This is a genomic window from Methylotuvimicrobium buryatense 5G, assembly GCF_000341735.1.
GTDB classification, from domain to species: domain Bacteria; phylum Pseudomonadota; class Gammaproteobacteria; order Methylococcales; family Methylomonadaceae; genus Methylotuvimicrobium; species Methylotuvimicrobium buryatense.
This window is the reverse complement of the sequence record NZ_KB455575.1, coordinates 1,705,852-1,732,569: the sequence shown is the minus strand read 5'-3', so window position 1 is coordinate 1,732,569 and position 26,718 is coordinate 1,705,852. Positions and strand designations below refer to the sequence as shown.

At 50.0% G+C, this 26,718-nt stretch carries 26 protein-coding genes; 18 read left to right on the top strand and 8 right to left on the bottom strand.

Going from position 1 to position 26,718, the window contains the following annotated elements:
* Nucleotides 1-952: 952 nt before the first annotated feature.
* The 7 genes from METBU_RS26050 to METBU_RS0107725 all read left to right on the top strand — a co-directional run bounded on the left by METBU_RS26050 (nucleotide 953) and on the right by METBU_RS0107725 (nucleotide 5,351).
* A complete protein-coding gene (locus METBU_RS26050) occupies nucleotides 953-1,246 on the top strand; it encodes a BrnT family toxin (RefSeq protein WP_083877668.1) in 294 nt (97 codons plus the stop codon).
* Nucleotides 1,224-1,448, top strand: coding sequence for a BrnA antitoxin family protein (locus tag METBU_RS0107760; RefSeq protein WP_017840074.1), 225 nt, complete (start codon nucleotides 1,224-1,226; stop codon nucleotides 1,446-1,448). Before METBU_RS26050 ends, METBU_RS0107760 begins: the two co-directional genes overlap by 23 nt.
* 641 nt (nucleotides 1,449-2,089) lie before the next feature.
* A complete protein-coding gene (locus tag METBU_RS23640) occupies nucleotides 2,090-2,380 on the top strand; it encodes a Uma2 family endonuclease (RefSeq protein ID WP_051056241.1) in 291 nt (96 codons plus the stop codon).
* A gap of 343 nt (nucleotides 2,381-2,723) precedes the next feature.
* A complete protein-coding gene (locus tag METBU_RS0107740) occupies nucleotides 2,724-2,984 on the top strand; it encodes an AAA family ATPase (RefSeq protein WP_017840071.1) in 261 nt (86 codons plus the stop codon).
* A gap of 223 nt (nucleotides 2,985-3,207) precedes the next feature.
* Nucleotides 3,208-3,429 (top strand): TA system antitoxin ParD family protein, encoded by a 222-nt coding sequence (locus METBU_RS0107735; protein WP_017840070.1) that lies wholly within the window; start codon nucleotides 3,208-3,210, stop codon nucleotides 3,427-3,429.
* Entirely contained in the window at nucleotides 3,422-3,706 is a 285-nt protein-coding gene (locus tag METBU_RS0107730; protein WP_017840069.1) for a type II toxin-antitoxin system RelE/ParE family toxin, read from the top strand. Before METBU_RS0107735 ends, METBU_RS0107730 begins: the two co-directional genes overlap by 8 nt.
* Before the next feature lie 106 nt (nucleotides 3,707-3,812).
* Nucleotides 3,813-5,351 carry an ATP-binding protein gene (locus tag METBU_RS0107725; RefSeq protein WP_017840068.1) on the top strand — a complete coding sequence of 513 codons (1,539 nt, stop codon included), beginning with the start codon at nucleotides 3,813-3,815 and terminating at the stop codon, nucleotides 5,349-5,351.
* 223 nt (nucleotides 5,352-5,574) lie between these two features.
* On the opposite strand, the gene METBU_RS0107720 is transcribed toward METBU_RS0107725, so the two are convergent.
* Nucleotides 5,575-5,889: a HigA family addiction module antitoxin gene (locus tag METBU_RS0107720; protein ID WP_017840067.1), complete on the bottom strand. Its 315-nt coding sequence runs from the start codon at nucleotides 5,887-5,889 to the stop codon at nucleotides 5,575-5,577.
* A gap of 377 nt (nucleotides 5,890-6,266) precedes the next feature.
* Here METBU_RS0107720 and METBU_RS0107710 point away from each other — a divergent pair, with 377 nt between their 5' ends.
* The 4 genes from METBU_RS0107710 (at nucleotide 6,267) to METBU_RS27380 (ending at nucleotide 8,514) form a co-directional block, all read left to right on the top strand.
* Nucleotides 6,267-6,950, top strand: a complete 684-nt coding sequence (locus METBU_RS0107710) for a CsgG/HfaB family protein (RefSeq protein ID WP_017840065.1) — start codon at nucleotides 6,267-6,269, stop codon at nucleotides 6,948-6,950.
* A gap of 2 nt (nucleotides 6,951-6,952) precedes the next feature.
* Nucleotides 6,953-7,351: a DUF4810 domain-containing protein gene (locus METBU_RS23635; protein ID WP_026130101.1), complete on the top strand. Its 399-nt coding sequence runs from the start codon at nucleotides 6,953-6,955 to the stop codon at nucleotides 7,349-7,351.
* Complete coding sequence (locus METBU_RS0107700) at nucleotides 7,348-7,977, top strand: GNA1162 family protein (protein WP_017840063.1); 630 nt, start codon at nucleotides 7,348-7,350, stop codon at nucleotides 7,975-7,977. Before METBU_RS23635 ends, METBU_RS0107700 begins: the two co-directional genes overlap by 4 nt.
* Nucleotides 7,978-8,073: 96 nt before the next feature.
* Nucleotides 8,074-8,514, top strand: coding sequence for a PD-(D/E)XK nuclease domain-containing protein (locus tag METBU_RS27380; protein ID WP_235726391.1), 441 nt, complete (start codon nucleotides 8,074-8,076; stop codon nucleotides 8,512-8,514).
* Nucleotides 8,515-8,577: 63 nt separating this feature from the next.
* Here the strand turns inward: METBU_RS27380 and METBU_RS0107690 are convergent, their stop codons facing one another.
* Together METBU_RS0107690 and METBU_RS0107685 are read right to left on the bottom strand one after the other, a co-directional pair.
* The gene (locus tag METBU_RS0107690) at nucleotides 8,578-8,892 is read right to left on the bottom strand and encodes a HigA family addiction module antitoxin (RefSeq protein ID WP_017840061.1); all 315 of its coding nucleotides are present in this window, start codon (nucleotides 8,890-8,892) and stop codon (nucleotides 8,578-8,580) included.
* A gap of 10 nt (nucleotides 8,893-8,902) precedes the next feature.
* Nucleotides 8,903-9,175, bottom strand: a complete 273-nt coding sequence (locus METBU_RS0107685; RefSeq protein ID WP_017840060.1) for a CopG family antitoxin — start codon at nucleotides 9,173-9,175, stop codon at nucleotides 8,903-8,905.
* A gap of 467 nt (nucleotides 9,176-9,642) precedes the next feature.
* Here METBU_RS0107685 and METBU_RS0107675 point away from each other — a divergent pair, with 467 nt between their 5' ends.
* Nucleotides 9,643-9,975 (top strand): hypothetical protein, encoded by a 333-nt coding sequence (locus METBU_RS0107675; RefSeq protein WP_017840058.1) that lies wholly within the window; start codon nucleotides 9,643-9,645, stop codon nucleotides 9,973-9,975.
* Between the two features lie 167 nt (nucleotides 9,976-10,142).
* Here the strand turns inward: METBU_RS0107675 and METBU_RS0107670 are convergent, their stop codons facing one another.
* Together METBU_RS0107670 and METBU_RS23625 are read right to left on the bottom strand one after the other, a co-directional pair.
* Complete coding sequence (locus METBU_RS0107670) at nucleotides 10,143-12,668, bottom strand: DNA phosphorothioation-associated putative methyltransferase (protein WP_017840057.1); 2,526 nt, start codon at nucleotides 12,666-12,668, stop codon at nucleotides 10,143-10,145.
* A gap of 10 nt (nucleotides 12,669-12,678) precedes the next feature.
* Nucleotides 12,679-13,869: a cysteine desulfurase family protein gene (locus METBU_RS23625; RefSeq protein WP_235726390.1), complete on the bottom strand. Its 1,191-nt coding sequence runs from the start codon at nucleotides 13,867-13,869 to the stop codon at nucleotides 12,679-12,681.
* A gap of 393 nt (nucleotides 13,870-14,262) precedes the next feature.
* On the opposite strand from METBU_RS23625, the gene METBU_RS0107660 reads away from it, so the two are divergent.
* From METBU_RS0107660 to METBU_RS0107635, 6 genes are all read left to right on the top strand, one after another.
* Nucleotides 14,263-14,664, top strand: a complete 402-nt coding sequence (locus tag METBU_RS0107660; protein WP_017840055.1) for a group II truncated hemoglobin — start codon at nucleotides 14,263-14,265, stop codon at nucleotides 14,662-14,664.
* Between the two features lie 210 nt (nucleotides 14,665-14,874).
* On the top strand, nucleotides 14,875-15,594 hold the full coding sequence (locus tag METBU_RS0107655; RefSeq protein ID WP_026130100.1) for a M48 family metallopeptidase: 720 nt from the start codon (nucleotides 14,875-14,877) through the stop codon (nucleotides 15,592-15,594).
* 6 nt (nucleotides 15,595-15,600) lie between these two features.
* Complete coding sequence (locus tag METBU_RS0107650) at nucleotides 15,601-16,083, top strand: redoxin domain-containing protein (RefSeq protein WP_017840053.1); 483 nt, start codon at nucleotides 15,601-15,603, stop codon at nucleotides 16,081-16,083.
* Between the two features lie 17 nt (nucleotides 16,084-16,100).
* Entirely contained in the window at nucleotides 16,101-18,578 is a 2,478-nt protein-coding gene (locus METBU_RS0107645) for a fused MFS/spermidine synthase (RefSeq protein WP_017840052.1), read from the top strand.
* A gap of 742 nt (nucleotides 18,579-19,320) precedes the next feature.
* Nucleotides 19,321-19,617 carry an antibiotic biosynthesis monooxygenase gene (locus METBU_RS0107640; protein WP_026130099.1) on the top strand — a complete coding sequence of 99 codons (297 nt, stop codon included), beginning with the start codon at nucleotides 19,321-19,323 and terminating at the stop codon, nucleotides 19,615-19,617.
* A 3-nt stretch (nucleotides 19,618-19,620) separates the two neighbouring features.
* Nucleotides 19,621-20,814, top strand: coding sequence for an iron-containing alcohol dehydrogenase (locus METBU_RS0107635; protein ID WP_017840050.1), 1,194 nt, complete (start codon nucleotides 19,621-19,623; stop codon nucleotides 20,812-20,814).
* Between the two features lie 37 nt (nucleotides 20,815-20,851).
* Here METBU_RS0107635 and ppk1 read toward each other — a convergent pair whose 3' ends face one another.
* From ppk1 to corA, 3 genes are all read right to left on the bottom strand, one after another.
* Nucleotides 20,852-23,026, bottom strand: a complete 2,175-nt coding sequence (gene ppk1 / locus METBU_RS0107630; RefSeq protein WP_017840049.1) for a polyphosphate kinase 1 — start codon at nucleotides 23,024-23,026, stop codon at nucleotides 20,852-20,854.
* Nucleotides 23,027-23,338: 312 nt separating this feature from the next.
* A complete protein-coding gene (locus tag METBU_RS29120; RefSeq protein ID WP_017840048.1) occupies nucleotides 23,339-25,474 on the bottom strand; it encodes a cytochrome-c peroxidase in 2,136 nt (711 codons plus the stop codon).
* Between the two features lie 448 nt (nucleotides 25,475-25,922).
* Nucleotides 25,923-26,630, bottom strand: coding sequence for a copper(I)-binding protein CorA (gene corA, locus METBU_RS0107620; RefSeq protein WP_017840047.1), 708 nt, complete (start codon nucleotides 26,628-26,630; stop codon nucleotides 25,923-25,925).
* Between the last annotated feature and the right edge of the window lie 88 nt (nucleotides 26,631-26,718).

Sequence of the window (26,718 nt, the reverse complement as noted above, 5' to 3'; positions counted from 1 at the left end):
TACTGGCCTCCCCCTTTGAAAAAGGGGGATTGAGGGGGATTTATTTAAAAAATCTCCCCTAGCCCCTCGGCAACTGCTCCTGCGTTGCCCTACCTCCTGCATCCGTACAGTCGTCTTTTTCAAAGAGGGGGACTGAATACTTTCGCCCGTTGAGCTGAAAGAATCAGAGCGGCAGTCGCTGCAATTGATCGAGAGCAAGCTAATATCGCATATTGATCAGATGAGCATGGATGACATTTTGAATCGTATAGAGAGGCTTCCTGTAATGATTAAACGTCAACTATACGATGCGCTTTCTGAACGATTGGTTTTGATAATTGATGAAGGTGTGATTTAGGTAGAAACAGGTAGTATTAGGCCTAAAATAACCTGGGTTGGGGCCATGGCCGTTAACAGCGCAGACCATGAACGAAAAAAAAATCGAATCCTAAAAAAATATGCCATGTTAAAGCCGAAAGTTACAGAATTAATTACCGAAGAAGACTGCTTGCAAGGCGAGCTAATTAACGATGTAAAACACGAGCTGATTGATTGCTAATAACTGGGGTCAGGTACGAGCTAAATGATACTGAATTGGCCTACGTTTATTTGGTACCTGACCCTAGTTATTTGCGACCGTCTTCGGCTGAAGCCCTTTGAGTTTCAGATGTTTGAGATGGGATTGATAGTTTTGCTTGATATCGAACGTGGATGATGCTGTCATAGCCATGTAACCGCATGATTCGTCGTGGAATGTTCCCTCGTGTAATGAGGGCGTGTGGTTACATTTTATCGTCAATCAAGCGACGGTTCTTTTCTCCGCGTTAGCGGCTTTGTCCAACCAGCGGGTCAACTTGACCGGCAAAAGTTACGCGCCTATCGTAGCTACGCTTTCGCCGTCAAGTTACCCTTGTCGTTAACAGTATCCGACTCGGCGTCTTGATAATAATTATAATGTAACTACAATGTAACGATGAGCCATTATTCTTTTGGCTGGGATCCTCGTAAGGATGCCGCTAATCGCAAGAAGCACGACGTCTCGTTCCAGGAGGCCAAAACTGCCTTTACAGATGAGTTCGCACGTCTTATAGCTGACCCCGACCATTCTGAAGAGGAGGACCGGTTCATTCTCCTCGGCACTAGCATACATTCTCGCTTGCTGGTGGTGTGCCACTGCATAAGAGATGGTGAGGTTATCCGAATTATCTCTGCCCGTAAGGCGAATAGGCGAGAACGAAAAACTTATGAAGGGTACAGACATGCGTGATAATTACGACTTTTCCGACTCCGTTAAAAATCCATACGCCAAGAAGCTCAAGAAGCAGGTTACGATCCGGTTGGATGAAGATACGGTGGCGTACTTCAAGAATCTTGCGGAGGAAAAAGACCTACCGTATCAGAGCCTTATCAACCTCTATCTGCGTGACTGCGCCCAGTCACATAAGGATCTTAAGATTGAGTGGCAGTGAGCTGTTAACAATCGGCTTCTGTCGGACAGACAAAAGCTCCGGCCAAAAAACGGCCTTCATTTTTGCCTGCCGCAGAGCCGGCCATTATGTTTTAAAAAACGAAAAAAATCGCTATTCTAAAAAAATATGCCATGTTACAGCCGAAAGTTACAGAATTAACTACCGAAGAAGATTACTTGCAAGGCGAGCTAATAGGCGATGTAAAGCACGAGCTGATTGATTGCTAATAACTGGGGTCAGGTACGAGCTAAATGATACTGAATTGGCCTGCGTTTAACTGGTACCTGACCCTGATGTATCCCCACAAAACGCTCGTTCCCATGCACTGCGCTCACCGTTATACACAAATATCATACACAAATATCGGTAAACTTGCTAAACAGAGGTCATCGTATAACTGGAAACGGTGTTGTTTGATAAATCTGCGGATATTGGATATCAGTGGCTCCGAGATCGCGATCTGGGGATCGCTCCCACAGAGCATCCAGCCCCTTGTGGGAGCGACGCCTTCGTCGCGATTTCGAAGTCGGTTACGTTAAGCAGCAATAAAGGGTATCGAGGTCACATTCACCCAGCGCAAACCATGAGCGAATTGCTGGGAATGTTTATAGAAAGTTCGGCAATCATTTGGAGGGCTTGCCTTGCGAACCTTTCGGGTCGGATATGAAGGTCAAAGTGGGGCAAACTTTTTTTATCCCGATGTCAGTGTCGATTGCGATTTCGATGAATCGCAGCCTTATTATGTGCAGTCGCCGATTATCATTGTCGAGGTGTTGTCCAAGGCAACACGCAAGATGGATGAAACGGTTAAATTGCTTTCTTACATCAATATTCCGAGCTTGCAAGAGTATGTGTTGATCGAGCAGGATTTTGTCGATATCCAAGTTATTCGCCGGAATGAGTCATGGCTGCCAAGGCATTACTTTTCCTGATTAGTAAGATGCTTCAGCTTGCCGAAGTCAACTGTCCGAGCAGTGGCCAGTCGTAGCCACTTCTGCGGGACGGGTTATTTAACCCGTCCCCAACGTTTCGGTTTGCCCTAAACAATTCGGCTGACTTCGGCCAAAGCCAAAACGTTTAGGACGAGGTTGCAAACCTCGTCCTGCCAGGGATATGCTGGTTTTTGGGCTTTAGCTGAAGAAACTTGCTAATCAGGTTGCTTTTTGGGGGATGAAATTACTTTTGAATCGATCGATTTTAACTTGCCGGTCGAGGCGATTTACGCGCGGGTGCATAACGAAGAGATGCTTGATTTTTTAAGCAAGCAAGCGGCAAGTGATTGAGTGTACTCGTATTTCAAACCTCCTTACCCATACCATAAAAAAGCTGCCAATCGGTATTCAAACGTTCTCGGAACTGATCGAGGGCAATTATTATTATTTCGATAAAACGGCCCTAATTGCTGAGTTGATTGATTCGGGCAAATATTATTTTTCTGGCGCGGCTGAGAAGATTCGGCAAATCGTTGTTAGCACGCTGAAATCGCTCTTTGCCGGTGAGAAGGCTTTAGTTGTGCCGTACCTCAGCAAAGGGTAGCGGCTATTGGTAGTTCTGATTGATAGAGAAGGCTATCAAAATTCAGTTTTCCGGCGCTTGTTGCGATTTGCCTCGATTGTGGCACATTGCTACAATCGGGAAAACTTTACCCGATTACTTACGAGCTTTAGCAAAACCGGAACGTTACCGATCCCATTAATTCAGTTCATCGGGTCGTTTGACCTTTATCAAATAATCAGGAAACCTTTTGGAGAGTTTGCAAATGGCTACCAGCAGCATACGCTTAGATCAAGACCTCATCGAAAAAGCCACTATCATGGCTAAAGCGCTTAACCGGACCCCTCCGAAGCAGATTGAACATTGGGCGAAAATCGGCGAGATGATGGAAGACAATCCCGATTTGCCATACGAGTTTGTGAGGCAGGCTATCATTGCAAAAGCAGAGCGGGAAGCCGGAAAGCTCGAGGCTTACGATTTTGGTTGAAGCTTCCAGGGTATTTCAGACACCTACATTCAAAAAGGCGGTAAAAAAGCTTAATCCTAATCAAAAAAGCGACCTCGATTCGGCCGTCAAGGCGCTGATGGCCAACCCTGACTTGGGCGAGCAGAAAAAGGGAGATTTAGCGTTTTTGAGGGTATACAAATTTAAAATGAACAAGCAACTGACTCTGCTAGGATACAGTTTTGATGATGGCACATTGGTTCTTGAATTGATGGCCTTAGGCTCCCACGAGAATTTCTATCGCGACATTAAGCGATGATCATAAACAGGTTGTCGATTGATATGATACCGAATGCAAAAAGGACTATGAGCGGTTTTAGGCGATCGTGTTTAACCGCTTTTTTTGTTAAACACGGTGGAAGATCATGAAAAAGCTGCCAATCGGTATTCAAACGTTCTCGGAACTGATCGAGGGCAATTATTATTATGTCGATAAAACGGCCCTGATTGCCGAGTTGATTGATTCGGGCAAGTATTATTTTTTGGCGCGCCCGCGAAGATTCGGCAAGTCGTTATTGGTTAGTACGCTAAAATCGCTCTTTGCCGGTGAGAAAGCGCTATTTGACGGTTTATTTTTGCAGAATCATTGGGATTGGTCGGTGAATTACCCGGTGATCCATATCAGTTTCGGCGGGGGTGTCGTGAATTCCGCTGCTATGTTGGATGAACGTTTTCGGGCTATTTTAGACGAGACGGCTGAGTTCTATCGGGTTGATTTACATCATGATGATTTGGCGAATCGTTTTGCCGAGTTGATCAAAAAGCTGGCGGATCAATTTCAACAGCGGGTCGTTGTGTTGGTCGATGAATACGACAAGCCGATTTTGGACAATATTGAGCATTCGGCGCGGGCTGTTGCGATTAGGGAAGGCTTGCGCAACATTTATTCAGTAATTAAAGACAGGGATGCTTTTATCAAGTTCGCGTTGCTCACCGGTGTGAGTAAATTCAGCAAAGTCAGTTTGTTTAGTGGCTTGAACAATTTACGGGATATTTCGTTGGATGGCCGCTATGCCACATTATGCGGCTATACCTTGGCGGAAATTCAATCGGTGTTTAGCGAACGTTTGTCCGACGTGGATTTCAGCCAGTTGGCCGAGTGGTATAACGGTTATAACTTTTTGGGTGAGAAGGTCTATAACCCGTTTGATGTGTTGCTGTATCTGGAACAGCGTTTGTTCAAGAATTATTGGTTCGAGAGCGGTAGCCCGGATTTTTTGATTCGTTTGGTTAGAGAACGGCAATATGCCATTCCCGATTTAGAGAATGTGGTTGTCGATGAGGCGATGCTCAGCCGTTTTGATATCGATGACATTACGCTTGAAAACCTGTTGTTTCAGACCGGCTATTTGACAATTGAACGGGTGGAGGATTTGGGCGGGGAGCGTTTTTATCACCTGACTTATCCAAACCGCGAGGTCAAGGCAGGTCTGAATAGTCATTTATTGCGGGAGTTGGTGCAATCCGGGCAGGCGACGCGTCAGCAGATGCGCATTTATAAGGCTTTGGAACAGGCCGATCCGGAACAATTGCAACAGGCTTTGACTGCTTTGTTTGCTGCGATTCCTCATGATTGGTATCGACAAAATCAATTGGCTCGATATGAGGGTTATTATGCGTCTATCGTTTATTGTTGTCTGGCGGCCTTGGGGTTGAATGTGATCGCGGAAGATATGACCAACCAGGGTAGGGTCGATTTGACCGTCAAGTTGGCTGAAAAGATTTTTATTATTGAATTTAAAGTACTGGAGGGAAAGCGCGAGTCGGGGCGAGCATTGGCGCAGATCAAGGCAAGAAAATATTGGCAAAAATACGCTACCGGTGAATTTCAGGTGATGTTAATCGGTATCGAGTTTGATAAATCTGAGCGCAATATTGTTCATTTTGAGTGGGAAGCGGTTTAATTGATATTTGTTACTATACCCTTTGCTGGTCAAATTTCGGCGCCGGAGTGTCCGTCAAAGGACGCCGTGAATGCGTCCATGTAGGCTCTGTGACAGCATCCCTGCTGTCAAAGCCTTTGCCGAACACCCCGGCACCTCCACGCATCAATGCCGAAATTTGAAGTGCGATGGGTATATTTCGGCCAAAGCTTAGGATTAATAGCGGTCGCTGTGCAACCGTTGGTTATGTCCCGTATCTTATCGGTGGCCCGGAATTCCAAGGACGAATGTTTTTTAACTGGGCCTCAAGAGGATCTTCCGTAATTTCGGTATCATAGCTTGCCTGAGCCCGCAGCCAATACCCGTTGGACAAGCCAAAGAAACGGCAGAGTCGTAGATCAGTATCTGCGGTTATCGAATGCTTTCCAGCAATAATTTGACTGATTCGCTGCGCAGGGACTCCAATTTCTTTTGCTAGGCGGTTTTGAGAAATACCCATGGGCTCAAGAAACTCTTCTTTCAATAACTTGCCGGGTGTTACAGGGTCAATGTTGCGCATGAATTACCTCTTACCGATCTTCATGCAAACGACCTTCTGTCTCGTTCCCAAGTTCTACTTGGGAATGCCTACCTTTAAGCTCTGCTTATCGTTCGTCAAGCAGAGCTTGATGGTAGACACTCCCAAACAAGAGTTTGGGAGCAAGCAAAAGCGTCAAAGAGCAAATGCATTTCATCAGTGCTGATCGGATGTTTGCCAACTATCCGGTAAATTTGATTTGATGACTTTTTATTTTTATAAAGCACGCGTTTCGGGTTGCGCGAATACGATTATTTGAAATGAAGATAGCATTGAATCCAAAGGAGAAAGCGAGACAGGCCGCCTGAGGGCGGGTGCTATCCCAACCGGCTGAAGCTCCGGGGCTCTCGCGTAAATTGATGAAAAAAATTGTTATATATGCAGTTGCATTGTCGGCGGTGAGTTTGGCTGCCTGTGTCAGTCGCGGTATTAGTGAAAATGTCGTCGACAAGGGGCCGCAAGTCGTGGTTGCTCCATTGGCGCCGGAAGAACGGATGACCATTGCCGTGTCCCGTTTTACCAATGAATCGGTTTACGGCAGCGGTTTGTTTACAGACGCTTCCGGCGATAGGATCGGCAAACAAGCCGCGGATATGTTGTCGCGGCATTTGATGGCGACGCAACGTTTCAATATCGTGGAAAGACAAGACATCGGAAGGCTCAAGTCGGAGGCTGAGTTGATGGGCGCGACAGAACAGCAGTTCAAGCAAAATTTGCTTGGAGTCGATGCCTTGATCATGGGTTCGGTCGTGGAATTAGGGCGCGATACCACCGGCGGCGTTTGGTTGTTGGGTAAAGAAAAAACCCAGCGCGCTCGCGCTCGTGTCGTATTGCGTTTGGTCGATCCGAAAACCGGTCAAGTGTTTTACAGCCAAGAAGGCAGCGGCGATGCGACGATGTCGGCCACCAGTACTTTGGGTTTCGGCGGTACGGCCGGATTCGATTCGACCCTGGAAGGCAAGGCTATCGATGCCGCGATTGTCAACATGATCAATAATGTGGTTTCGACGCTGGATGCACGGCGCCAAAGCCGGCCTCGTTAATCATGGCTCCATTACGGGTTGTTGGTTGGTGCGTGATGTCGGTCTTTGTTTTGGCCGGCTGCGTTCCTCAGGGGTTGTATTATTGGGGAGCTTATGAAGACGGGCTTTACGATCGGTATGTCGAAAACAGCGGCGAACAAGTCGAAGCTTATTTACGGCAATCGATGACCGAGGCAGAGGCTAATCGCATGCCTGTGCCGCCGGGGTTATATGCGGATTATGGTTTTGTGTTGTATCAACGCGGAGACAAGGCGGGAGCAATCGACTATTTTCGCCGTGAACGCGAGCTTTATCCCGAATCCACGGCCTTGATGAATAAATTGATAGAACGAATCGAACAGCAAGATAAGTCGGGTGCTGCGGAGTTGCCAGCCGCGAAATTAGCCGGAGAAGAGCGATGAAATGGGGTGCGATTATTTTAACGGCATGGCTTATGGCCGGTTGCGTGCCGCGTCAACGGCTCGATCTCGATACGTTTTATGCGCATCAGCCGAGGTCGATTTTAGTCGTGCCGGTCGTTAACGAGTCTCCCGAAGTCACTGCGCAATCGGTTTTTATCAGCACCATAAGCCGGCCTTTGGCTGAACGGGGCTATTATGTTTTTCCGGTTTATCTGACGGATATGATACTGCGCGATTTCGGTCTCGTGGAAGCCGGACATATTCATCAAATGCCGGTGGATCGGTTTTTTGAGTTGTTCGGCGCCGATGCGGTGTTGTTTGTCACGATCAAAGATTGGAGTACCAAATACTTGGTGGTGGCCTCGTCGGTCGTGGTCACGATGGAATACGTTCTGAAAGATGCCAAAACGGGCTTGGTTTTGTGGGAAAACCAGCAGACTTACACGCACGATTCCGGCGGCGGTGGTCATCCGATTGCGATGGCGGTAGCGGCAGCGATCAATGCATTGGTTACCGATTATTTGCCGTTGGCGAGGAAAGCCAATTTCATGGCCTTTGCGCCTCCAAAGGGCTTGCCGGCGGGACCTTATCATCCTGAGTACAAAAAGGATCATGAGCGGTTTTAGTTGAGATGTTGGGTTCGATCCCGCGCGGGGCCGGATGTTCTGTGGGAGCGATCCCCTGAACGTCCCTCGTCTACCAAAAAGGGGTCAGGTTACTTTTTGCTTTCTGATTGGATTAATACCCAAAAGGGGTCAGGTTACTTTTTGCTTTCTGATTGGATTAAGAGCAGGCGACAAGAAAGTAACCTGACCCCTTTTTTGCCTCATGATTGGTATCGACAAAATCAATTGGCACGATATGAGGGTTATTATGCGTCTATCGTTTATTGTTGTCTGGCGGCCTTGGGGTTGAATGTGATCGCGGAAGATATGAGCAACCAGGGTAGGGTTGATTTGACCGTCAAGTTGGCTGAAAAGATTTTTATTATTGAATTTAAAGTACTGGAGGGAAAGCGCGAGTCGGGGCGAGCATTGGCGCAGATCAAGGCAAGAAAATATTGGCAAAAATACGCTACCGGTGAGTTTCAGGTGATGTTAATCGGTATCGAGTTTGATAAATCTGAGCGAAATATTGTTCATTTTGAGTGGGAAGCGGTTTAATTGATATTTGTTACTATTTCGGCCAAAGCTTAGGATTGATAGCGGTCGCTGTGCAACCGTTGGTTATGTCCCGTATCTTATCGGTGGCCCGGAATTCCAAGGACGAATGTTTTTTAACTGGGCCTCAAGAGCATCTTCCGTAATTTCGGTATCATAGCTTGCCTGAGCCCGCAGCCAATACCCGTTGGACAAGCCAAAGAAACGGCAGAGTCGTAGATCAGTATCTGCGGTTATCGAACGCTTTCCAGCAATAATTTGACTGAATCGCTGCGCAGGGACTCCAATTTCTTTTGCTAGGCGGTTTTGAGAAATACCCATGGGCTCAAGAAACTCTTCTTTCAATAACTTGCCGGGTGTTACAGGGTCAATGTTGCGCATGAATTACCTCTTACCGTTCTTCATGCAAACGACCTTCTACATATTTGTGGAGGATGCTGGCAACAAGCGTCTGGTAAGGGATGCCTTCCGCCAGGGCTTTCTTCTGGAGTCCACGAAGATCCTTCGATGAAAGCCTGATGTTGATACGGGCATCTTTCTTGAACATGGCTTCTGCGTATTGCTGATGCCGCGCTTTCTGTTCTTCAAAATCTGGAGTTCGCTGCAACTCGCCAGCATCGAATGCATCCAGAATTTCTTGCTCTTCTTTATCCAGTCTGTTCATTTCGGACCTCCCAAATAAGCTTTGGTTGCTTTCCTGCTCGGAATGATTGTTTTCAAAAAAATCTCATCTTCCGATTCTACAAAGGGCACCAGATAAGCATACTCCTCTATCTCAATCACATGTATCTGTTGGCCTGGATATTGTCTCTGATTCGGATGCTCGAACGTGTCTAAAATTCCCCCAACCGAGATGTGAAAAACCACATCCTCGAAAGAGATATTCCGTTCCTCTTACAGAAGCTTGTTCTTCTCTGGATTCCATGTGATTGGTTTCATGGAAAAAAGTGTAGCACATCGTGTGCTTTTTGTATTCAAACCCGCCCCGTGCCTTAATCCTTGATGGAGCGACGAAAACTATTAACGCGAACATAGCATTTTACAGGCTCGGTATAACAGTTAAACTTTGGAATTGGTGGGCGGCTCGTACTTGCTGCCTTCGTTACAATGATATAAGAAAGAGAAAAACTGATGAAACCTGGAAAACGAGATATCCCGGTTAAATGTAAGATATCGGGCAGACAATTAGAGGAACTGCAAAAACATACTTGGTTTATGAGTGAGGCTTATGGTTTGGATACCAAGATTGGCAATTACAAGGGAGTTAGGCCAATTTCGCTTTATCAATGGGATTTGGATTGCTTGCTAGGCGTTCTTGAAATGGTACTGGACAATGAAAAAGAATATCCCGAAAAGCAGGATGAAGGCTATCTACAGCTCTATGCTTTATACCAATTCTTGAAGCAGGAATATCAAGAGACTTATGAGCCTGCTATCAATCGCCTCCCTCTGAGAAAGCGATAGGCATACCCCACACCTTTTATTCGTATACGGTTTTTCGATCAAAAGGGAGTGTCATCTTGCCGTCTTAGCTAATGTGACCTCGATACCATTTATTGTTACCTTTTCGATTGGCGATTCAGGCTATTTGGCGCTTTGTTGCTATGAATTAGCGCTGACGCTATCTACATCTAGGCCAATCGCCTTTTCCTCGGCACTTGTTTGCCAGATTCGGTCGCGACCATGTCGATGTATTCCCTTTTTTGTTCCGGCCCGTAGCTGACATGAATCGGCCGGTTTTCGCCGTAAAAATACAATCGGTCGAACGGCGTGTTTTCGGCGATCCAGTCGGCGACTTCGCGCATGTTTTCGTCCTCGACGATAAAGTCGACTGCAGCGCCGAGACGAGGGCAGATCAAATTGTTTCGCGTGTTGCGTTCGTGGGCGGCATGCTGGTCGAGTTTCGGCGCGACACGCTTCTTGATCAGTTTGCCAAGTTCGTGCGAGCAAAAGCCGTAGGTCAGGCGAAACATGCCGAAATATTCGATCGCAGGATCGAGTATGTTGACGGCCAAGTCGTACAGTGCGTTATAGCTGTCCGGCTGTTTGGGCAGATTCGGTAGGCCGGTGTTTTGTTGCGTTTCGCCGCATTCGATCAAGTGCCGATAGGTCAAATAACCGCCGCAATTGTCGTCGAGATTCGGAAGGCTTCGGCTGCGGATCAGTTCGAAGTCGTCGATTTCCCAGCGAAGCTTGGCCAAGGTTTCGCGAAACTCGTCCGGTTTCGGGCCGTATCTGCTCAGGTCGAACAGATTCAGCGCTTGAAGTTGTTCGTCGAAATTTAATTGTTGTGCGTAATTCGGGAATTCTTCGTTGATGTAGCGCGATTTCAAGTACAAATAGGTCGGTTCGAATTCCTCGCCGTATTGAAACAGATCGAAAGTTTGTTCGCGCAGGTTGATTTTGACGCGTTCGAGCAAGCGCGGCAGAGGTTGGCCGGTAAAGTCGTCGTAGCGCATCAGACTCAGTTTTCCGGTCTGACTGTGAATCTTGATCAGATCGGTTTGTTCGAGATCGCCGTACAGCACCGTCGCGTAGCCGATGTAAATGCGCAGTAATGCCGGGAGTTGCAGGGCTAAGCCGGTCTGTATGAACAGCGCATCTTCGTCGTCGAGATGGCCGTGTCCGTTTTCGGCGGCTTGCCGGCAAGTGTCGATCAGCAAGTCGGCATCGCTGATTTTAAACAGCACTTTTTGCGCGGCTGCCGTTGCCGTATTGTAGTCCCCGAAAAAGGCTTTGATGTCTTTTTGCAGGGTCGCGTCGAGATGTTTGTAGGCTTTGCGTTTGGCGAAGGCTTGCAGGGCGAAATAGGTCAGCAAGTCGTCGATGCGGCTTTGCCGGGCTTTTTCGAGCAGGTCTTCGCCGAACCATTCGAGCATGAAACGCAGGGCTTTGTTGGCCGTGCCGAAGGCTTCGGTGACTTCGACGAGCGCTGCGATTTCGCTTTTTTCGGGCAGTCTGCCGAGTTCCAGCGTTTGTTGCCAAAGCGGTTCGAGCAGGTGCCGGGCAGCTTGGTATTTTTGTTCAGCACGCGTCAATCTCGGCTGCGCCTGCGAATACGGCCGCTGCGTCAGTCGGAGCACATTGCGGCGGCTGTTCTGCCGGTTCAGCAGAAAACGTTGTTCGGCGTCGGTATCCTTGAATACGAAGAAGATGCCGGGAGCAATTGGAATCGGGTCCGCATCGAGGGTTTCGCCGATGAATTCCTTGAGTTCGCTTTGCGTGTAATATTTCTGGAAGGTGTTGCGTTGCGTGATGACGCCGTCGTTGTAGGATTGGCCTTTCCACGCGTTTTGGTTGAACAGCATCGCCGAAACGACCAGGACTTGACGGGTCAATGCGTGGGCGCCGAGCAGGGCTTCGGTGCGTTCTTGATAATTTTCGATCACATTGATGACGAAGCCCAGATTGACGATATCGGCCTCGTGTTTCGTTTGGTCGGGCGCGTAATGCGGGTCCCAGCCTGCGACCGGAATCGAGTTGGCTGTGAGGTTTCGAATATCGTCGCCTTTGCCGCAGCCGTAATCGAACACCGACAGGCTGCCGTTCAAAAAACCGTGCCGGGCGAGGCATTGCATCGGCGCGGATAAATTGCTGCGCGACAGCGCGGTCAAATGTCGGGCGATTTGCTGGGTCGATTCGGATTCGGCACTGTTTTCGTCGAGCGTTTCGACGTTGCCGATCGGCACGAACTGTCCGTCGATCAGTTGAAAACCCTTGTCGGCGATCAGGTTTTCCCAGGCCTGCCGAAAGCCGATCGACACGGTGTCGTCGAACAATCCCAATTGCTCGGCGGTTTCGGTCAGCTCGCGGTATTCCGTCGCTCGAGTATCCCGCTCGCTGAGTAATAGTTCTTTACGGTGCAGGATGGGTGGGTTCGAGGAATATTTGTAGCTGCGTTTGTCGACGCGGCCCTTGTCGAGATCGATGCGATAGGCGGTTTCGAGAGACGGGAAGGGCGTCTCGAAAAAGTTCGGATAATTCAGCAAGGATAAGGCTTGTCCGCTGATTTCGTATTTGACGACGTTGTAATCGCGGGCCGCTCGTAATCCGGACAGGTTTTCGGCGTCGGCGACGCGCTGCCGGATATCGCCGCCTTGCTCGGCGGTCACGCTGCAATGCCAGTACACATGGTTCAGAACTTTTTTGCCGATCATGGTTTCTGCATCATTCGAGCGCAAGCGTTCTGAGACGTTCGACCGCTTCGGCGATCGATCGGCCGGCCGATACGATTTCCGTTTCGGTCGTGTAGCGCCCGAAACTGATGCGGACCGCGCCGTAGAGGCGGTCGCCTTCGATGCCCATCGCGCGAAGAACGTGCGAGGCTTCAACGGCGCCGCTGTTGCAGGCCGAACCGGAAGCGATCGCGACTTGGTCGCGCAAGGCAATGAGCAGGGCGCTCGCGTCTACGTTGGCGAAGCTGAGATTGACGATGTTCGGCAAACAGTGCGTCGGATCGCCGTTCACAACGAAGTCGCCGGCGGCTTGCAATGATTCCAGCAAAAGCTTTCGCAAGCGCTCGGCATGATCGAGGTCTTGCGCTTGTCGTTCATGCGCGATACCGAACGCTTCGGCCATGCCGGCGATTTGATGCGTCGCCAACGTCCCGGGACGCAGGCCGAATTCCTGGCCGCCGCCATGAAGTAACGGCGCAAGCGGGGTCCGTTTGCGATTGCGGATAAACAGACAACCGATGCCTTTCGGACCGTAAAATTTATGCGCGGAAATCGACAGTAAGTCGATCGGAATGGCCGATAGGTCGATCGGCAGTTTACCGGCGCTTTGTGCCGCGTCGACATGAAAGAAGATGTTTTTGTCGGCGAGGGCGTCTGCGATTTGTTCGATCGGTTGTATGACGCCGGTTTCGTTGTTGATTTGCATGACCGATACCAGAATCGTTTCATCGCTGAGCGATTTCAGGAGGTCATCCGGTACGATGCGGCCATTGCTGTCCGGCCGTAAATAAGTAACGGCGAAGCTTTGGCTTTCGAGGTGTTTAAAGGTGTCTAAAACCGACTTGTGTTCGATTGCGGTCGTGACGATGTGCCGGCCTCGATCGCGGTGAGCGAGCGCGATGCCTTTGATGGCGAGATTGTTGGCTTCCGTTGCGCCGGACGTGAAAACGAAATCTTTGGCATTGCCGTGACATGGCTCCGCGATTCGAGAGCGTGAACGTTCGACAACGGATTCGGCCGCTTCGCCCATACCGTGTTGTATGGAGGAAGGGTTCGCGAACAGTCCTGTTTGAGTTAAATAAGGCAGCATTGCATCAACCGCTTCGGGGGCAATCGGCGTTGTAGCGGCATAATCGAGATAAATCGGCGAGTTGAACTGTTTCAATGGTTTGGAGAGTTTCAAGATATCCGGAAGGTTTACAATACTTGCTCTTGAGGCTACTTAAAAAGTCAATTCCTTACGGCAAGGACGACAAAACAAATGGCTTGTAATGATGGCCCAATAGTACAAGAGTTTCATTGCGGTTGTAAGCTGTTTGCGCATATACCCGTAGATCAAAATTCGGCACCGGAGTGTCCGTCAAAGGACGCCGTGAATACGTCCCTGTAGGCTCTATGCCAGCTCCATGCTGGCAAAGCCTTTGCCGCACACCCCGGCACCTCCTCAGGCACTGCCGAAATTTGAAGTGCGAAAGGTATAAATGGATAACTGCCGGAGTGATCGACAATGGATTAACCTTTTTTAAATGCAGGATTACAGTAAAATAAGCGGTTTTCCATTAAACCTTTGCATTCCATGTCAGAACCTACCGGATTAACGTCTTATGAGTTGATAGGCGGTGAAAAAGCCTTGTTGGGCTTGGTCGACCGATTTTATTTTTTTATGGATACCTTGCCCGAGGCCGAAGGGATTCGCGCAATGCATCAACCGGATTTGTCCGGCGCGCGCGACAAACTGTTCAAGTTTTTGACTGGATGGCTCGGCGGGCCAGATTTATTCGTGCGCGAATACGGACATCCAAGACTGCGAGCCCGGCATTTTCCGTTTGCGATCGGCGAGTCGGAGCGCGATCAATGGATGCTGTGTATGAAAAAAGCCCTGAGCGAACTGCCGATGGAGGCTCGGCTCAGAGCCGAATTGAGCGAGGCGCTTCAGCAATTGGCGACGCATATGATTAATGTTGAAGGTGAAAGGTGAAAGGTGAAAGGTGAAAGGTGAAAGGTGAAAGGTGAAAGGGGAAAGGGGAAAGGGGAAAGGGGAAAGGGGAAAGGGGAAATTATGACTTGACAAGTGTTTTAAATGCAGCATTATTTTGCTAACTGCTAACTGCTAACTGCTAACTGCTAACTGCTAACTGCTAACTGCTAACTGCTAACTGCTAACTGCTAACCAACCCGAGACACAACCATTTCCAATTTACCTTTTACTTATCAAATTCGCCGCAGTTCTAGGGCGACTAAAGCGCGGATTACGGTAGCGCCTGGTAAGGTGCAAGTCGTCGCGCCGGCCGGGATTTCCGAGCGAACGTTGCATCGTTTCGTCGAGCAAAAACAGCAGTGGGTTGTTCAAGCGCTGAACCGCTTGGAAGCGCGCGTCCAACAGGTGGAAAGCTTGGCGCCGGAATTTTATATAGACGGTGCCGAGATTCCTTATCAGGGCGAGCGCTATCGGCTCAACGTCATGCCGACTCGTTTGAAGCGAATCAAAATTGAATTTTCCGATCGATTCATTGCACATGTGCCGGAAGTCATGCCTTTGGGCGATCATAGCGAGGCGATACGGGACACTTTGATTCGTTGGATGAAGATCGACGCCAAGCTCAAGACCGAACATTATGTCGAAAAACATGCGCACAAACACTTGTTATCGCCCCGGTCGATCTCGATCCGCTCGCAAAAAAGCCGATGGGGAAGTTGCGGCATTCATAACGACATCCATCTCAATTGGCTCTTAATCTTGGCTCCGCCCGACGTATTCGAATATGTCGTCGTGCATGAGTTGTGTCATATTAAAGTCAGAAATCATTCGAGCCGGTTTTGGCAGTTGGTTGCCGACCATTTACCCGATTACCGGCAGCGGCGGCATTGGCTCAAAGAGCAAGGTAGCCGGCTGATGATGGGGTTATAGCTACCGATGACAATCAAAAAACTTTTGTTTTACGGCACGATTGCCTGCATTTTGTTTGCCGGGCAGTTTCTATACAGCCGGGGACTTGCCACCGGAAAACCGCCTGAACTAGCGCAAACTACCATACAGGGCGAGCGTGTTTCCGACCGAATCGCGGCCGGTCCCGGCTTGATTTACTTTTGGGCCGAATGGTGCCGAATTTGCGCGATGATGCAGGCGCCGGTCAGTGCGGTATTGAACGATTTTCCGGGCGTGACTGTGGCTTTGAGATCGGGCGATGCGGATGAGGTGAAGGACTATCTCGATAAAATAGCATTAAATTGGCCTGCGGTCATCGACGAAGACGGTTTGATCGGCGATCGCTTCGGAATTCGCGGCGTGCCGGCCGTTTTTATTTTAAATCCTGAAGGCGAGATCGTTTTTACGTCGGTCGGCTACAGTACCGAATGGGGCTTGCGCTTCAGGCTTTGGCTGGCCGCTTGGCTTTGAACGTGAACGAGTCCAAGATGAGATCGTCAAGCCGGCCGCTAGCGTCTGTCGCCGCGCTGTTTTTCATGACCGGCATGGCGGCGCTGATTTATGAGGTGTTGTGGCTAAAAGAGCTGGGCTTGTTGTTCGGCAATACCTCTCAGGCAATGGCGACAACATTGACCGCGTTTTTCTTGGGGCTGGCCGCCGGCAGTTATTATTGGGGGCGGAAAGTCGCAGCTTACCGGGAGCCGCTAAAATTGTACGCCGGGCTCGAGGTTGCGGTTGCCGTTTGCGCGGCAGGTTATTTCATATTACTCGAGGCCTATGGCCGGATCTATCCGTGGGTATTCGATTGCTGCGGCAATCATGCCGGGTTGTTTACCGGCGTCAAATTCGCCTTGTCGTTGACGGTGTTGTTTCCACCAGCTTTTTTCATGGGCGGTACGCTGCCGGTGCTGAGTCATTTCGCGGCGCCGAATCGAGACGATTTAGGCCGCAACACGGCCTTGCTATACGGCGTCAATACCTTGGGCGCGGTGGCCGGTGCGCTGTTGGCAGGGTTTTATTTGCCGGTTTGGCTAGGCTTTAGGGCCAGTTACGGATTGGCGATGGCGATTTCGTTGACGGTCGCGGCGGGCGCTTATGTCTTATCGAAACCGCACACTGAGCAAAGCCAAGCGCCGATTGAAACCGGCGGCATCGCCTTCCGTCCGCTCGCCGTCATCGCGTTCATGTCGGGACTCTCGATGCTGGCGCTGCAAGTATTGTGGGGCAGGATGTTCGCGCAGGTACTGCAAAATTCGGTCTATACCTTCGCGTTGATTCTATCGGTGTTTCTGATTTGTTTGGCTTTGTCGGGGTTTCTGGCGCGCTGGTTGATGGCCGTTCGATTCGATGCCGGAAAGCTTTTGTTCGCTGCGCTGATGGCCGGCGGCCTTCTGGTCAATATTGGGCCTTTTGTGTTTTTGGCGTGGACCGACGAGTTGCACTATATCGGTTCGGATGTCGGTTGGTATGCTTATTTGCTGCAAATCGCGGCACCCGCAGCGGTTATCATGGGGCCTCCTTTGCTATTGTTGGGCATGGCCTTGCCGCTGTCGATTCGTTTGGCTCAAAATCACGGACCAAGCGGCGGAACGCTGGTCGGGCAACTGGTCGGCATCAATACCTTCGGCGCGATAGCCGGTTCCATCATTGCCGGTTTTTTGATATTGGAATGGGTGGGGCTATGGGCCGGAATTCGATTGGTTGCGGTTCTGTATTTTTTGACGGCCGCCTATTGGTTCAGTCGGACGACGGGGATGACTTCCAACTATCGACAGCCTGGTCGTTCCGATAGTCAGAATTTATTTCGATCAGACTGGTGGAGTCAACGGGGAAGGTTGTATTTACCGGCAATCTGCATTTTATTGGCGGTTTCGGTTTTCGACACCGGCAAGTTGCCCTTGGTTAAAGTCGATCCGGTCAATGAAGAAGAAAGCCTGCTGGAATTTTGGGAAAGCAGCGCCGGTACGGTCGCGGTGATCCGGCGCGGCGAACATTTAAAAATCAAGGTTAATAATCACTATACGTTGGGCGGGACAGGCTCTTTCAAGCTCGAGCAATTGACCGGCTCGTTGCCGGTTGCCTTGCATCGTGAGCCGCGTTCGGTTTATATATTGGGCCTCGGTACCGGCATTACCGCAGGCGGCGTGTTGGAACACCCGATTCAGAGCCTGACCGTGACCGAGTTGCTGAATGATGTCGTCGCGGCATCGGATAAATATTTCGGCGCCTACACCAACGGTTTGTTTTACGACCCGAGAGTGCGTGTCTTGCATGAGGACGGCCGTAATTATTTGCGCGGCGCGCGTGAAAAATTCGATGTGATGATCGGCGATTTGTTCGTGCCCTGGGAAGCCGGTACCGGAAGTCTTTATTCGCTCGAACATTTTAGGACGGTCGCCGAACGCTTGAATGAAAACGGTTTGTTTATGCAATGGCTGCCGGCTTATCAATTGTCGCAAGTCGAATTCGATGTGATCGCCAGAACCTTTTTGGAAGTTTTTCCTTATGCGACGGTGTGGCGCGCCGATTTCGGAGCATTGAGGCCGGTCTTGGGTTTGTTGGGCGGCAAGAGCAATCAAGATTTCGCGGCATTGTCGGCGGGGCGTCATCAAAAACTACTGTTGCATTTTGCCGGCGATTTGGTTTCCATAAGAAGCCGTTTCGAACAGGCGCGGCTGAATACCGACGACAGGCCTATCATCGAGTTTTCCGCGCCGGTGAGTCAACGCTCGATTAAAACCGGACGGCAGGAGTGGCTGGTCGGTGCTAAATTGATCGAATTAATGGAGGCGCTACAACCTAGCGCTTCGGATTATATGATCGATGTTCCGAAGCCTTCGAAGCAATGGCCGCAAGCCGGTTTCAATTTGCAAAAGGCGCAATGGCTTCGCTACCAAGGCCTGCTGAAAGAGGCCGAGCAAGCCATGGCGAACTATCGGAAATTGCTTGGCGAAGAAGAACAATAGCGAGTAATTCGCTTGTTTTGCTGGTTGCCAGGGAGGACGACCATACCTTTCGCACTTCCAATTTCGGTAGTGCCTTAGGAGGCGCCGGGTTGTTCGGCAAAGGCTGTGACAGCAGGAATGCTGTCACAGAGCCTACATGGACGTATTCACGGCGTCCTTTGACGGTCACCCCGGTGCCGAATTTTGATCTCCGATAGGTATACACAAGTCATGTATTACCTTTTGTCGTTTCCTGATTAGCAAGATGCTTCAGCTTGCCGAAGCCAACTGTCCGAGCAGTGACCAGTCGTAGCCACTTTTGCGGGACGGGTTATTTAACCCGTCCCCAAGGTTTTGGTTTGCCCTAAACATTTCGGCTAACTTCGGCCAAAGTCAAAACGTTTAGGACGGGGTTGCAAACCCCGTCCTGCTAGGGATATGCTGGTTTTTGGGCTTTAGCTGAAGAAACTTGCTAATCAGGTGTCGTTTTGACTAACGAGTCTTCGATATCATTTATTGCTGCTTAACACTCTCGGCTTCGAAGTCGCGATCTGGGGATCGCTCCCACGGAGCATCCGCCCCTTGTGGGAGCGACGCCTTCGTCGCGATTTCGAAGCCGGAGCGTTAGGTGACAACAAACGGTATCGAGGTCACACTCGCTAAACCTCGAAGGATACGCAGTGCGTTCCATAGCAACCGGAAAGAAAAACGATTCAGCTTTCACTGAATGCATTTACCTTTAAAAACCTATCAAGGAGTCTTTATGCACGTAACTTTGGTTCATGTTCACGTTAAACTCGATCATATCGACGATTTTATCGCCGCCACGAAACGCAATCATGAAGCGTCGATTCGCGAAGCCGGCAACCGCCGCTTCGATGTATTGCAATCGCCCGAAAATCCGGGGCAGTTCATTTTATACGAAGCCTACGTTTCCGCCGAAGATGCCGCGGCTCATAAACAAACCGAGCATTATTTGGCTTGGCGCGATACGGTCGCCGATTGGATGGCCGAGCCCCGTCAAGGGATTCGTTACGAAGGACTATTTCCGCAGGGGTAAACGATGCAATTCAAACCATTTTCGATTTCACGCCTGCCGCGCATTAGCTACGGCAGGGGACGGCTTAGCGAAGTGCCGGCCTTGACGGCTAGTTACGGCGGCAATGCCTTGTTGGTTACCGGTAAGCAATCTTTTTGCGGTACGGAACGTTGGCCGTCGTTTATCGAGTCCTTGGAAATGCAAGGCGTTCGCTGGTTGCATGTCACGGTTTCGGGCGAACCGTCGCCGGAGCTGGTCGACCTAACGGTTAACCGGTTTTGCGACGAGACGATTGCGGTCGTTGTCGGTATCGGCGGCGGTAGCGTGCTCGATGCCGCGAAAGCGATAGCAGGGCTTTTGCCGCACGGTAATTCGGTCATGGATCACTTGGAAGGCGTCGGCAGGAATATTCCTTACCGGGGGCCTAGTATACCGTTCATCGCCGTTCCGACCACGGCCGGTACCGGCAGCGAAGCGACCAAAAATTCGGTGTTGAGCGTGCAAGGTCCGGAGGGATTCAAGAAGTCTTTTCGAGACGAATGTTTGATTCCCGAATATGCGGTAATCGATCCCGACTTGCTGGAAAGCTGCCCGCGCGACTTGATCGCGGCCGATGGCATGGACGCCTTCACGCAACTATTGGAATCCTACGTCTCGCTAAAGGCCAATCCCTTCATCGATGCGTTGGCTTGGAGCGGCATGACCGCCTTCAAGGAAGGTTTCTTTGCCGCTTGGGAAGGCCAGGAGCCGGAAGCCGCTAACGGCCGCGCCGCGATGGCCTATGCATCCTTGCTTTCCGGTATTACGTTGGCGCAAGTCGGTTTGGGTTCGGTTCACGGCCTGGCTTCGCCGTTGGGCGCCTTTTTCCCGATACCGCATGGCGTGGTTTGCGGAACGATGGTTGCCGCCGCCACCGAAATCAATATTCAAGCGATGCAAGCGCGAGAACCCGATAATCCGGCGTTGGCTAAATACGCGCAAGTCGGGCGTTTGCTGACCGGACGGAACGATATCGGCGATTCGAGTGCGCGCGATTCATTGATCGCGTTGCTTGCCGAATGGAGCGAAACTTTACAATTGCCGCGCCTTGGCAATTACGGCATCAGAGAGGCCGATTTTGCAAAAATCGTTGCGAACAGCCGGGGCAGCAGCATGCAAACCAATCCGATCGTGTTGACCGATACCGAGATCGAATCGATATTGCAGCGGCGGCTTTAAGCTTAACGCTCAAAGGTAGTGGTTTATCGTGAATTGTCTAGTTTTTGCGCAAACTGGATTGGCTTTTTTTCGATTTCTTGAGTTTTTTTTCAGAGCCGGCTTGTTTAAGGCGTGTCTGGGCTAAGTTAATCAGCGTTTCTTGGGCTCCAACGGCGTCCTGTTCATTTTTCGGTTGGCGCTGAACATAGCTGCCGTCGGACTGCATCTCCCAAACGCTTCTTTGATTATTTAATTGTACGTTCAATACTTCTCGTAGCTCGGCTTGTAATTCGGGTTTCCTGATCGGTGTGACGACTTCTACGCGGCTTTCCAGGTTGCGTTTCATGCAGTCGGCCGAGCCGATGAAATATTCTTCGTCGCCGCCGTTTTGGAAATAAAAAATCCGCGAATGCTCAAGAAAACGGCCGACAATACTGATGACGCGTACCGAGTCGGAAATACCCGGAATGCCGGGGCGCAGTCGGCAGGTATCGCGGACGATCAAATCGATTTTGACACCGGCTTGAGCTGCCCGGTAGAGCGCGGCCGTGATATCGACATCTTCTAAGGCATTCATCTTGAATTGAATCAAACCGGGTGTTTTTGGCGAATGTTTGGCGATTTCGCGTTCGATTTTTTCAATTAAGGCGGGCTTTAGAAATTTTGGCGAAGTGAGTAGGCAGTTGTATTGGCGCTTCGGAACCAGGCCCGTCGTTAAATAATTGAATAACTCGGTAAGGTCTTTGCCGATGTCTTGGTCGCAGGTCAAAATGCCGAGGTCGGTATAGAGCCTGGCGGTTCCTGCATGATAATTTCCTGTGCCGATATGCGCGTATCGACGCAGGCCGTTGTAGTCCTGGCGGACGACATAAATCACTTTGCTGTGCGTTTTGAGTCCGACCACGCCGTAAGTGACATGAATCCCGGCACGCTCCATGCGTTGCGCCCATTGGATATTGGCCGATTCATCGAAACGCGCTTTTAGTTCCACCGATACGGTCACCTGCTTGCCGTTTAATGCGGCGTCGATCAAATATTGGACGATTTTGGTGCCGGCCGAAGTGCGGTATAACGTCATTTTAATGGCCCTAACATTCGGGTCGCGACTGGCTTCCTTGACGAAGCGTTCGACCGTCGTGACGAAAGACTCATAAGGGTGTTGCAGCAGTATCGTCTCTTGTTCGCGAATGGCATGAAAAATATTCGGCGAACCGGCTAATTTAGGGTGATCGCAGGGGTGATGCGGGGCGTCGAGTAAGTCCGGCCGGTCGATCGCGGCGATTTGAAATAAATCGGACATCGCCAAGCGCTCGTCGACGATGAAGACATCATGCTCATTCAGATTTAGTTCGGCTGTCAACATGCCGCGTTGTGACTCACCCATCGTTGAAGCGACTTCGAGTCTAACGACCGAGGCGAATTTGCGTTCGCGCAATTCCGACTCGATCATTTGCAGTAAGTCGTCGGCCTGGTCCTCGTCCTTTTCGGTGATAGCGTTTCGAGTTACACGAAACAAATCCGCAAAAGCGATATTCATGCCCGGAAACAGTAAATCTAAATTGTTCGCGATCAAATCGCCCAGCGCAACATAAACAAGCTCGTTGCTGACCTGAATGAAACGCGGCAGTCTGGGACCGACCGGGACTTTGATCCTGACGAGCGTGACGAGTTCGGGGTCCGTGCAATAGACGCCGGCTAGTAGGTTCAACGCTAGATTCGAAATGAACGGAAACGGATGCGCGGGATCGATCGCCTGAGGCGTCACTAGCGGAAAAATATTCTGGATATAGTAATCGCGCATTTGTTTTTGTTGAGTGCGCGTTAATTCGGTGAAAGGAAGGATACGGATGTCTTGCGACTCGAGATGCCTCATTAATTCAACGAATAATTGCTGTTTTTTCGCTTCGATTTCGCGTACGACCGCGTAGCATTCGGCGATTTGTTGTTGCGGGCTACGACCGTCCACGGTCAACTCGGTGATGCCGGCGCCGAGCTGTTGTTTCAGTCCGCCGATGCGCTTCATGAAAAATTCGTCCAGATTGGAGCTAACGATCGCGATAAACTTGACTCTTTCCAGTAGCGGCGTTCGCTCGTCTTCAGCTTCGTGCAAGACGCGTTTATTGAACTCGAGCCAAGTCAATTCTCGGTTTAGGTACCATTCGGGAGAAGTTGCGTCGAAGTCTGCACGAATAGAGGGGGCATTCGGTTCGATAGTGCTGCTTTGTGTATTCATTGCTTCCAGGCGCCCTTGGTCAATATGTCATCGAAAGTGGATTACAAATTATAACCGATCGGGAGTAGGCTTCTGGAGTCTTTAAGCTTTCGCAAATAATCTTGGTGCGTTTGTTTATGCCCACCATAGCTCAAAATTCGGCACCGGGGTGCCCGTCAAAGGACGCCGTTAATATGTCCATGTAGGTTCTATGCCTGCTCCATGTTGACAAAGCCTTTGTCGGACACCCCGGTGCTTTCTCGGGAACTACCGAAATTTGAAGTGCGAAAGGTATATTTTTAACGGAATACTACGAATCCGGAGCGAGTCGCTTCAAGGTTGTAAAAAACTATCAAAAGGCTTTAAAGGGCCCTGATCGACCGTGCGACCATTTCGGCCCACCGGCGGGACATAGAGAAACTTGTCCTCCGCCAAACTGGGGTCGATCTGACCGCCGACACCTTCCTCATGTCCGTGCGGCACCCAGAGCTCGGGATGATCGAAAGGCGCTTTTTCCCAGCGCACCCGCTCATCGGTCAAGGTTTTCATGAAAGCGACCAAACTCGCTTTTTCTACTTCGGAAAAACCCTGATCGAATACCAAAGTGCCCGCATGGCGCCGATTTTGTATATTTCCGCCTCGATTGTAAAACTCCACGACTTCTTCAAGCGATTTCATGCTGCCGTTATGCATGTAAGGCCCGGTCAACTCGATGTTTCTTAGGGTCGGCACCTTAAAGGCGCCCTTGGTCAAGGTTGAGAGCCGACCGTTATAGGGTTTACGCATTTCCGCCTCAACGACAGCGGGAGACGGCACTCTGGCTAGCGATCTTAGGGTCCTACCGCCGCATACCGGACCACGCCCAAAACGCCGATCAGGAATCGTCTCACTGTCGCCAAACTCGAAGTCCTTGACGAAGGACTCTACAAATTCACAGGCGACTACCCTAACGGGATCAACCATTGCCGCAGAGGGGTTTGCCAAGACCGACAAATATTGTTCCGAAAATGATAAGGGGTTACCGAACGGATCCTTGCCGCCCAAGCCCACGTCATAGTCGTCCGGTGTCACGCTGGTATTAAAAAAACCTATGTCCATCAATGTTTTATCAATACCCACACCACTGGTTTGCGCGCCAAGGACAGTTCTGTCGACCAATCGATAATAACGCGGCTTTCTACGTCCGCTAAAATATGACTGAGGATTGATCGCCGCCGAGAATGTCGGCCCGGAATGGCAATTCTGGCAATGCGCATCGAAAAATACATCGAGTCCTTCTTTTTGTTGGGCGGTAAAGCCGTAGGGATAGCCTTCATCGTCCAAAGGTTGATCGAAAGGCGCTTGATCGGAGATTAGCGTATTTTCGTAAAGCTGAATAGCCAGGCCGAAAAAGAAGGCGAAATTTGCCTCGATATGGGAATAAGGCTCGCCCGTATTCGAAACGCCGAAATCCGCATTACCCTGCCAGAATTTTCTATGGAAGGCTTTTTCGATCAATTCGCCATAAGTGCTATTCAAACCTTTTCCGGATTCATGCCGCACCACACCCAATACACTGTCTTCGGCATGAACAAGCTGTGTTTCGAGCGGACGGCGCCGAACTAATTTTTTGCCTATTTCGGAAAAGGTCCGTCCTTGGCAGGACATTTCTATCATATCCAATGGCGGCTCGACAGCCTGGGATGCGAGAGAAGCATGTTCCAGATATAAACCGATTTGCCGGGCTCTTCTGCCTTTTCCGGTTACCCAAACCTTGGCATTGGGATCTCGATGTCCAAAGCCCGATACGCCGTTAAAAATATTGTTGGCGCGCCCATCCCAGAAGTTTCGAAAATTGAAGGCCGCATTGATGACCGTCGGCGTATTGCGATTGGTGACTTGACGAGTGTTTAAGCCGTTAGCGTGGAAAATATCGCTGTTTTGAGGAGTGCATTGGTCGATGCCGTCGCCCGTTTCTTGAGCACTTTCAAATACACGTGTAAAAGCGCCGGAGGAACCGACCGCATTGTCCGTCGCGAACAGCACCTCCGAGTTTTTGTCGGCGGGATCGCTTAAACGAAAAAAAGGAAAGTCGCTGGCTTTAAGCTCATAATCCGGTCCGCCAATTTCGAAACGTTTCGCGCTTTCGGTATCCGTAGTATGACGCTGACCGCTATTTATTTGATTACGCGTGCGCCGGTCGGCTCCTGCATGGAAATGGCAACTGGCGCATGCAATGCCGTCGCTACCGACATTGACATCCCAGAATAAGGCCTTGCCCAATTGAATCGCGGCCTCTTGGTCCACGACAATTGAAGCGCGCCGGCCAACCAAGCCCGGAGTCTCGGGCAATGTGACTAAACCAAATGAATGATCTTCGGCGAAACCATGCGCCAGTGCCCATTTTGGGTGAGCCACGCAAACCGTCAACAAACACGCTAGCGATAATGCGAATTGACGGACAGAGGTTTTTTTTACGCTGATAAACATGATCTTCCAAAAAATGCGAGGGGGAAGCAAGCCTTGACTCGCCTCCCTTTTACGAGAGGAACCGCTCAGCCAAGATGCAACCGAGAAGGCTTGAGCCTCCAAACAGTCGCGACCAAAAGACCAGTCGGCCAAGATTAAGATATAAAGCTAAACTCGGTAGTTTAGCCATACAAGTATTTCAAGAGTTGATCTAAACATCCCGCCAACCTCATCGTTGAGCGAAAGCTTTATACAACCGCACAATAAGCTTTTGACTTAATGTCTTATTCTTCATGATCTTCATCTTGAAAGAGTTTTTCTAGGATAAAGCCCATACGATTAGCCAGCACTTTGAACCTATTCGCCATCAACTCGGAGTGTCGTTACCCCGGCAATCATGCCGGGGCAACTTTAGCATTAACCATTATTCCCGTTTCAGCGAAAGCTGGCTGAACATCGGAAACGTCAATTACCGGCTTGGAAAGCTGACATGAACATTGACGGGATAGCGATTTCCAGCTCCGATTTTAGATGTGTCGATGTCTTCATCGGGATTAATGCCGCCGACGACGAACTGATACAGCCCGTTTCTAGGCGGCGTAAAAGTCAAGCTGACTTTGCCGGGCTCGCCATCCAAAACTTTGTTAATCGCCGACTGGTCGAATGCTTCAGGCAATACATCACCCATGCCATCGCGATCGAAGGCATTAGCGATAAATTCCATGTGAATTCTTTGCGATCTACCACTATTTCTCGGGTTTACCGGATCATCGTCGACAACGGCATTCAGATTTATCACATCCTGAGATTGGCTATAGGAGTGCGCGTCGACAATATACGGCCCAGCAAAAGCTCGACCTTGCTGCCTGAACCAAACCGTTATACCTGGATGGAAGCCGTCAATATCCGAGGCATCGACGGTAATAGTGACCGGCTGGCCTCTTCTTAAGCTCATGGTTCCCCAATTGGCATGATGCGTCCAGCCCAGATAACCCATCGTCAAATTATACCATGCGTCCGCCCTGACATTTAGCGTACGAGAACTATTGTCTGGCGTAAACTCAAATAAATGAACATCCGGCGTGATTACCGTTGCTGCATTCGAGGGCAGGCTGACCAAAGCCCCCATGGCGGCTGCGGCGAAGGTTAAGGCTTTCAGTTTGCTTGTTTTTTTCATTATTTCTCCATTACTTTAATAATAGCCATGCGTTAGTTTTTAGCATTGGCATATTTTCGATTAACAAAAATGTTCAGTGCAACCCAAT

Bases quoted from the DNA above. Each gene is read 5' to 3' on its own strand.
- METBU_RS26050 (WP_083877668.1), top strand. From the start codon at position 953: ATGAGCCATTATTCTTTTGGCTGGGATCCTCGTAAGGATGCCGCTAAT.
- METBU_RS0107760 (WP_017840074.1), top strand. From the start codon at position 1,224: ATGAAGGGTACAGACATGCGTGATAATTACGACTTTTCCGACTCCGTT.
- METBU_RS0107735 (WP_017840070.1), top strand. From the start codon at position 3,208: ATGGCTACCAGCAGCATACGCTTAGATCAAGACCTCATCGAAAAAGCC.
- METBU_RS0107725 (WP_017840068.1), top strand. From the start codon at position 3,813: ATGAAAAAGCTGCCAATCGGTATTCAAACGTTCTCGGAACTGATCGAG.
- METBU_RS0107720 (WP_017840067.1), bottom strand. From the start codon at position 5,889: ATGCGCAACATTGACCCTGTAACACCCGGCAAGTTATTGAAAGAAGAG.
- METBU_RS0107710 (WP_017840065.1), top strand. From the start codon at position 6,267: ATGAAAAAAATTGTTATATATGCAGTTGCATTGTCGGCGGTGAGTTTG.
- METBU_RS23635 (WP_026130101.1), top strand. From the start codon at position 6,953: ATGGCTCCATTACGGGTTGTTGGTTGGTGCGTGATGTCGGTCTTTGTT.
- METBU_RS0107700 (WP_017840063.1), top strand. From the start codon at position 7,348: ATGAAATGGGGTGCGATTATTTTAACGGCATGGCTTATGGCCGGTTGC.
- METBU_RS0107690 (WP_017840061.1), bottom strand. From the start codon at position 8,892: ATGCGCAACATTGACCCTGTAACACCCGGCAAGTTATTGAAAGAAGAG.
- METBU_RS0107685 (WP_017840060.1), bottom strand. From the start codon at position 9,175: ATGAACAGACTGGATAAAGAAGAGCAAGAAATTCTGGATGCATTCGAT.
- METBU_RS0107675 (WP_017840058.1), top strand. From the start codon at position 9,643: ATGAAACCTGGAAAACGAGATATCCCGGTTAAATGTAAGATATCGGGC.
- METBU_RS0107670 (WP_017840057.1), bottom strand. From the start codon at position 12,668: ATGATCGGCAAAAAAGTTCTGAACCATGTGTACTGGCATTGCAGCGTG.
- METBU_RS0107660 (WP_017840055.1), top strand. From the start codon at position 14,263: ATGTCAGAACCTACCGGATTAACGTCTTATGAGTTGATAGGCGGTGAA.
- METBU_RS0107650 (WP_017840053.1), top strand. From the start codon at position 15,601: ATGACAATCAAAAAACTTTTGTTTTACGGCACGATTGCCTGCATTTTG.
- METBU_RS0107645 (WP_017840052.1), top strand. From the start codon at position 16,101: ATGAGATCGTCAAGCCGGCCGCTAGCGTCTGTCGCCGCGCTGTTTTTC.
- METBU_RS0107640 (WP_026130099.1), top strand. From the start codon at position 19,321: ATGCACGTAACTTTGGTTCATGTTCACGTTAAACTCGATCATATCGAC.
- METBU_RS0107635 (WP_017840050.1), top strand. From the start codon at position 19,621: ATGCAATTCAAACCATTTTCGATTTCACGCCTGCCGCGCATTAGCTAC.
- ppk1 (WP_017840049.1), bottom strand. From the start codon at position 23,026: ATGAATACACAAAGCAGCACTATCGAACCGAATGCCCCCTCTATTCGT.
- METBU_RS29120 (WP_017840048.1), bottom strand. From the start codon at position 25,474: ATGTTTATCAGCGTAAAAAAAACCTCTGTCCGTCAATTCGCATTATCG.
- corA (WP_017840047.1), bottom strand. From the start codon at position 26,630: ATGAAAAAAACAAGCAAACTGAAAGCCTTAACCTTCGCCGCAGCCGCC.